This is a genomic window from Pseudomonas sp. PDM18 (genome assembly GCF_014852585.1).
In the GTDB taxonomy this organism is placed as follows: Bacteria; Pseudomonadota; Gammaproteobacteria; order Pseudomonadales; family Pseudomonadaceae; genus Pseudomonas.
In genome coordinates, this window is record NZ_JACVBX010000031.1 from 1 (window position 1) to 6,483 (window position 6,483).

At 65.2% G+C, this 6,483-nt stretch carries 1 protein-coding gene; it reads right to left on the reverse strand.

Annotation, left to right across the window (positions count from 1 at the left end; genetic code table 11):
* Window positions 1-6,483, reverse strand: a 6,483-nt coding sequence (locus IB274_RS29365) for an Ig-like domain-containing protein (protein ID WP_192436282.1), incomplete at both ends; no start/stop codon positions are given.

The window sequence follows — 6,483 nt, forward strand, 5'->3', positions numbered from 1 at the left end:
GGACCTGGCCGAGGGTCGGCGGGCCGGCGTTGACCAGCGGCGACGGTACCTGCGGCGCATTGCTCGGCAAGCCGCTGTTCGCCACCACCGGGCGCACGCCCTGTTCGGTGCGGTATTGCGGGTCGCCTTCCTGGGCGATGCTGTTTATCGCGTAGCTGTTCGACTGGCTGACGCCGAGCCCGGTATTGCCAGCGGCGTCGGTGTAGCCGAGGTTGTTCAGCGTCACCACGTTGCTCGAACCGACCACGTTGATCAGCGGCGTCAGCGTCGCGGTCCAGGTGCGGCCGCCGTCGCTGGAGCTCAGGCCGGACAGCGTTGCGTTGCTGGCGCTCAGGTCGGAGAGATCCAGCCCGCTGACCGCTTCGCTGAAGCGTATGGTCACCTGGGATGACTGGCCCAGGCGCAGATCGGTGCTGGCGACTTCGATGGTGGCCGTCGGGCGCTGGGTGTCGATGGCATAGTTGCCGGAGCTGGTGGTACCGACGCCGCTGTTGCCGGCCGCGTCGGTGTAGCCGGTGTTGTCCAGGACAATGGCATTGCCGGTGCTGGTGAGGTTCGCCGCCGGGGTGAATGTTGCAGTCCAGGTGACGCCACCATCGCTGCTGCTCACGGCACTCAGGGTGCCGCCGGCAACGCTCAGGTCGGCATTGCTGAAGCCGCTCACCGCCTCGCTGAACGTGATGGTCACCGTCGTCGTCTGGCCGGCCTTGAGCGCGCTGTCGCCCAGCACGATGCTGGCGGTCGGGCGTGCGGTATCGATGGCCACCCCATTGGACAGGGTCGTGCCGCTGCCGGTGTTGCCGGCAGCATCGGTATAGCCGCTGTTGTCCAGGCTGATGACGGCGCGGGTATCGCTGACGTTGGCGTTCGGCGTGAAGGTCGCCGTCCAGGTCAGGCCGCCATCGCTGCTGCTCACCGCGCTCAGCGTGCCGTTGGCCACGCTCAGGTCGGTATTGTCGAAGCCGCTCACCGCCTCGCTGAAGGTGATGGTCACCTGGCTGGTCTGGCCGATCGCCAGGCTCGGCTCGGCGACCACGATGGTCGCGGTCGGGCGCGCGGTGTCGATGGCGTAGTTGTTCGAAGCGGTACTTCCACTGCCGGTGTTGCCGGCCAGGTCGCTGACCGCGCTGTTGTCGAGCACGATCAGGTTGGTCGCGTCGGTGACATTGGCGGCGGGCGTGAAGGTTGCGGTCCAGGTGATGCCGCCGTCGCTGCTGCTGACCGCGCTCAGGGTGCCGTTGTTCACCGTCAGGTCGCTGTGGTCGAAACCGCTGACCGCTTCGCTGAAGGTGATGGTCACCTGGGTGGACTGGCCGGCCTTCAATGCGCTGTCGGCCACCACGATGCTCGCGGTCGGGCGCTGGGTGTCGACGGCAAAGGCGTTGGAGCTGGCGCTGCTGGCACCGCTGTTGCCGGCGAGGTCCTGCACCAGCGAGGTATCGAGGGAAATCAGGTTGCCGCTCTGCGTGGTTTCAACGCTCGGCGTCAGGGTGGCGGTCCAGGTCTTGCCACCGTCGCCGGTAGCCAGGTTGGACAGCACGCCGCCGCTGACCACCAGGTCGGAAAGGTCCAGCCCGCTCACCTGCTCGGAGAAGGTGATGGTGACCAGGCTGGTTTCGCCGATACCCACCACATCATCGGCCACGACAATGCTGGCCGTGGGCCGCACACCGTCCACGACGTAGTTGTTGGAGATCGCCACGCCTGAGCCGATATTCCCCGCCATGTCAGTGACCAGAGCGGTGTCGAGGATAATGAGGTTGGTGGGATCGCTGATCCCGGCGGTCGGCGTCAGGGTGGCGGTCCAGGTCTTGCCGCCATCGCTGCTGGTCAGGTTGGACAAGGTGCCGTTGGCCAAGCTCAGGTCGGACAGGTCGAACCCGGTGACCGCTTCGTTGAAGGCAATAGTCACGGTGGTGGTCTGGCCGATGCCGAGGCTGGCGTCCGCCACGGTGATGGTCGCGCCGGGGCGCTGGGTATCGATCGCGAAGTTGTTCGACGTGGTGGTGCCGCTACCGCTATTGCCCGACGCGTTCTGCACACCGCTGTTGTCCAGTGTGATGAGGTTGGTGGTGTCGGTAATGTTCGCGCTCGGCGTGAAGGTGGCGGTCCAGGTGATGCCGCCGTCCTCGCTGACCAGTTGGCTCAAGGTGCCGTGGCCGTCAGACACTGACAGGTCATCGTTGGTGAACCCGGTCACTGCCTCGCTGAAGGTGATGGTCACCAGCGAGGTGGAACCGACATTCAGCGCCGGGCTGGCGACTACGATGGTCGCGGTCGGGCGCACGGTATCGATGGTGAAGTTGGCCGAGTTGGTCACGCCGACGCCGGCGTTACCGGCCAGGTCGATATAGCCGGTGTTGTTCAGGGTGAGCACGTTGCTCAAGTCACGAGTGTTGGTATTGGGCGTGTAGGTCGCCGTCCAGGTAATGCCGCCATCGCTTGAGCTGAGCGCGCTCAAACTGCCGTTGGGTACGCTGAAGTCGCCGTTGTCGAGGCCGACTACCGCCTCGCTGAAGGTGATGGTCACCAGGGTGGTTTCACCAGCGGTCAGCGTCGGGTCGCTCACGACGATGGTCGCCGTCGGTCGCGTGCTGTCGAGCACGTAATTAGCCGAACTGGTGGTGCCACTGCCGGTGTTGCCTGCCACATCGAACACCCCGGTGTTATCTAGGACGATGACATTGCTGGTGTCGGTCACTCCCGCCGTGGGGGTGAAAGTCGCGGTGTAGGTGACGTTGTCCGTAGTCATCAGCCCGGACAGCGTGCCGTTCTGCACGTTCAGGTCAGCCAGGCTAAGGCCGGTAACCGCTTCACTGAAGGTGACGGTCACCGTGGTGGTCTGGCCGATACCCAGAGCCGAATCGGCCATCGTGATGGTCGCCGTTGGCCGCTGGGTGTCGATGGCATAGTTGTTAGAGGAGGTGAGGCCCACGCCGGAGTTGCCCGAAGCCGCCGCCTGGATGCCACTGTTGTCCAGGGTGATGTGGTTGCTCGGGCTGGTGATGTTGCCGGCCGGGGTGAAGGTAGCGGTCCAGGTGATGCCGCCGTCGCTGCTGCTCACCGCACTCAGGGTACCGCCCACCACGGTCAGGTCGGAGTTGGTGAAGCCGGTCACCGCCTGGTCGAAGGTAATGGTCACCGGCGAAGTAGCGTTGATCGCCAGCGCGGGATTGCCGACCACGATGGACGCGCTCGGGCGCACGGTATCGATGCTGTAGTTCGCCGAACTGGTAGTGCCCACGCCGGCGTTGCCTACCAGGTCGGCGATGTCGAAATTGGTCAGGGTGATGACGTTGGTCGCGCTGTGGGTATTGGCGTCGGGCGTGAGGGTCGCTGTCCAGGTGATGCCGCCATCGCTGCTGCTCAGGTTGCTCAGGCTGCCGTGGCTGGCGCTCAGGTCGGCCTGGGTGAAGCCACTGACCGCCTCGCTGAAGGTGATGGTCACCAGGCTGGTTTCGCCGGCGGTGAGCGTTGTGTCCGACACGACGATGGTGGCGGTCGGGCGCAGGGTATCGATGGCGAAGTTGTTCGACACGCTGGTGCCGGTCCCGGTGTTGCCGGCCGCGTCGGTATAGCCACTGTTGTTAAGGGTGATGACGTTGCTGGCGTTGGTGATGTTGCCGGCCGGCGTGAAGGTCGCCGTCCAGGTGATGCCGCCGTCGCTGCTGCTTAACGCGCTCAGGGTGCCGCCGGCCACCGTCAGGTCGCTGTTGCTGAAACCGCTCACTGCTTCACTGAAGGTGATGGTCACCTGCGCCGTCTGGCCGATGATCAGCAAGCTCTTGTCGAGGACCACGGTCGCGGTGGGGCGCACGCCATCGACTGCATAGTTGTTGGACGTAGTGATACCACTGCCGGCGTTACCCGATGCGTCGCTCACCCCGACGTTCTGCAGGGTGATGACATTGGTCGCGCTGTCGATACCCGCCGTCGGCGTAAAGGTGGCAGTCCAGGTGACACCGCCGTCGCTGCTGCTCACCGCGCTCAGGGTGCCATTGGCACCGGACAGGTCCAGGTTGGCATTGGTGAAACCGGTCACCGCCTCGCTGAAGGTGATGGTCACCAACGAAGTCTGGCCAATACCCATGTTCGGGTTGGAGAACACGATGGTCGCCGTTGGCCGCTGAGTGTCGATGGCGTAGCTGTTGGACGTGGTGGTGCCGAGGCCGGTGTTACCGGCCACGTCGGTATAGCCGCTGTTGTTGAGGGTGACGACGTTGCTGGACTGGGTAATGCCCGAATTCGCCACCAGGGTGGCGGTCCAGACGAGGCCATCGCTGGTGGTCAGGTTGCTCAGCGTGCCGTTGCTGGCGGTGAGGTCATCCAGGGTGAAGCCGCTCACCGCCTCGCTGAAGGTGATGGTCACCTGGGAGGAGCCACCGACGTTCAGCGACGTGTTGCTGACCTCAACGGTCGCGGTCGGTCGCTGGGTATCGACGGAGTAGGTGTTGGACAAGGTGACACTGCTGCCGGCGTTGCCCGCGGCATCGGTGTAGAGGGTGTTGTCGAGGACGACAACGTTGCCGCTGCTGTTATTGCCGGCGTTCGGCGTCAAGGTCGCGGTCCAGTGGATGTTGTCACTGGTGCTCAGGTTGCTCAGCGTCCCGTTGGACGCAGTGATATCGGCCAGGCTGAAACCGCTTACCGCTTCGCTGAAGGTAATGTTCACCGTCGTCGAGCTGCCAGCATTCAGTGCAGAGTTGCCGACCACCACGCTCGCGGTCGGGCGTACGGTATCGATGCTGTAGTTGTTGGAGGTGCTGGTACCGGACCCCGCCACACTCCCCGCCACACTGGTGACGCCCGTGTTGTCCAGGGTGATGACGTTGCTGGCGCTGGTGACCCCCGAATTCGGCGTGAAGGTCGCCGTCCAGGTGATGCCGCCGTCGCTGCTGCTCACCGAACTCAGGGTACCGTTGGCGACCGTCAGATCAGAGTTGGTGAAGCCGGTTACCGCCTCGCTGAAGGTGATGGTCACCGTAGCGCTATTGCCGATGTTCTGGGCGGTATTGCCAACCACTATGGTGGCGGTGGGCGCCGGGCTGAAGGCGCCGATCTGTCCCGACGTGTCGCTGGCAGTGCCAAGGGTGTTCAACGAATCACCGGCGTCGGCATTACCGCTACTGCCTGCGCCACCCCCGCCACCCACGCCAACGTTGCCGGTGAAGCTGACGGTGCTCGACTGGTAATTCAGGTTACCGGCAACCAGGATGGCACCGGCGGCGTCACCGCCCGCCGTACCTGCCGTGGCGCTGCTACCGGCAGAACCACCGCCGCCCGCCGCCAGGTTGCCGATGAACAGGGTGCTGGTCATGTTGACCGTGGCGCCTGCGGCAATCGCCATCCCGCCGGCAGCGCTGCCACCCTTGCCCGCAAGCGACGTTCCGGCCAGGCCATAGCCGCCCGCACCGCCACCACCACCGATGGATCTGGCACCGAAGGTGGCCTTGCCGCCGTCACCGCCCTTGAAGTAGTCGTAACCCGGTGTCGACGGGTAGTCGCCGCCCGCGCCGCCAGAGGTGGTGCCACCCTTGCCGCCCAGGGGGTCGCCGAAACCGTCGCCGCCAACGCCAATACCGCTGGAGGGTTGGCCGACGCCGTAACCGGCACCGCCCGCACCGCCGCCCTTGCCACCGTAGCCCGAGCCACCGCCACCACCATAGGCGGTCGGCTGCGAACCGGAGTATCCACTACCGCCGCCACCGGCGGCCGCGAAGTTGTAGCGAATCACCGAGTGGCTGATGTTCGTCGTGCCACCGCTGACCAGAATACCGGCGCCCAATGCGTCGCCGCCCGCACTGCCATTGACTCCAGGGGTCGAGCCACCGTCACCGCCGTTACCGGAGACCAGGCCGCGAGCGATGATCAGCCCGTCGAGGTTCACCGTGCCCGACTTGATCTCCAGCACCCGACCGTTGTACTGGCCATCGAGGACGATGTCGGCCGTGCCGTCCTTATTGGTGTCGCCCTGGATGGTCAGGCTCTTGTCGATCACCAGCAGGGAGTCGCCGGAGGCATGACCGTTCAGAGCAATGGTGGTGCCACTGAGTGCCGGCGCGAACTGGATGGTGTCGCCATTTACGGCCCAGTTGATCGCTTCACGTAGCGACAGGCCACCACCGTCGGCGAGGTCGGCCGCCTGGTTGGCGCCGAAGGTCAGGTTGGCGCCGCTGTCATCGTTGGTAGTGACAGTGAGGATCGCCAGGCTGTGCAGGTAGGCCGCTTCGGAGGTAGCCGACAGCACCGGCCGCGCCTCGATGGCGCCGGTTGTCACTTCCAGGTCCCAGTCCGAGCCATTACCGGTGCGGTCATCCGAAGCGGCGATATCGCGCCCGGTCAGGCTGGCCAGTTCGTTGACGAAGGCCTGCCCGCGCTCGCCCTGGGCGGTGTTGCAGGCATAGATGAGGATGTCGCCGCCGGCATGCATGCTGGCGCCGAGCTGGCTGAGGGAGTTGCCGTAGTCGGCGATGTTCTCGGCGC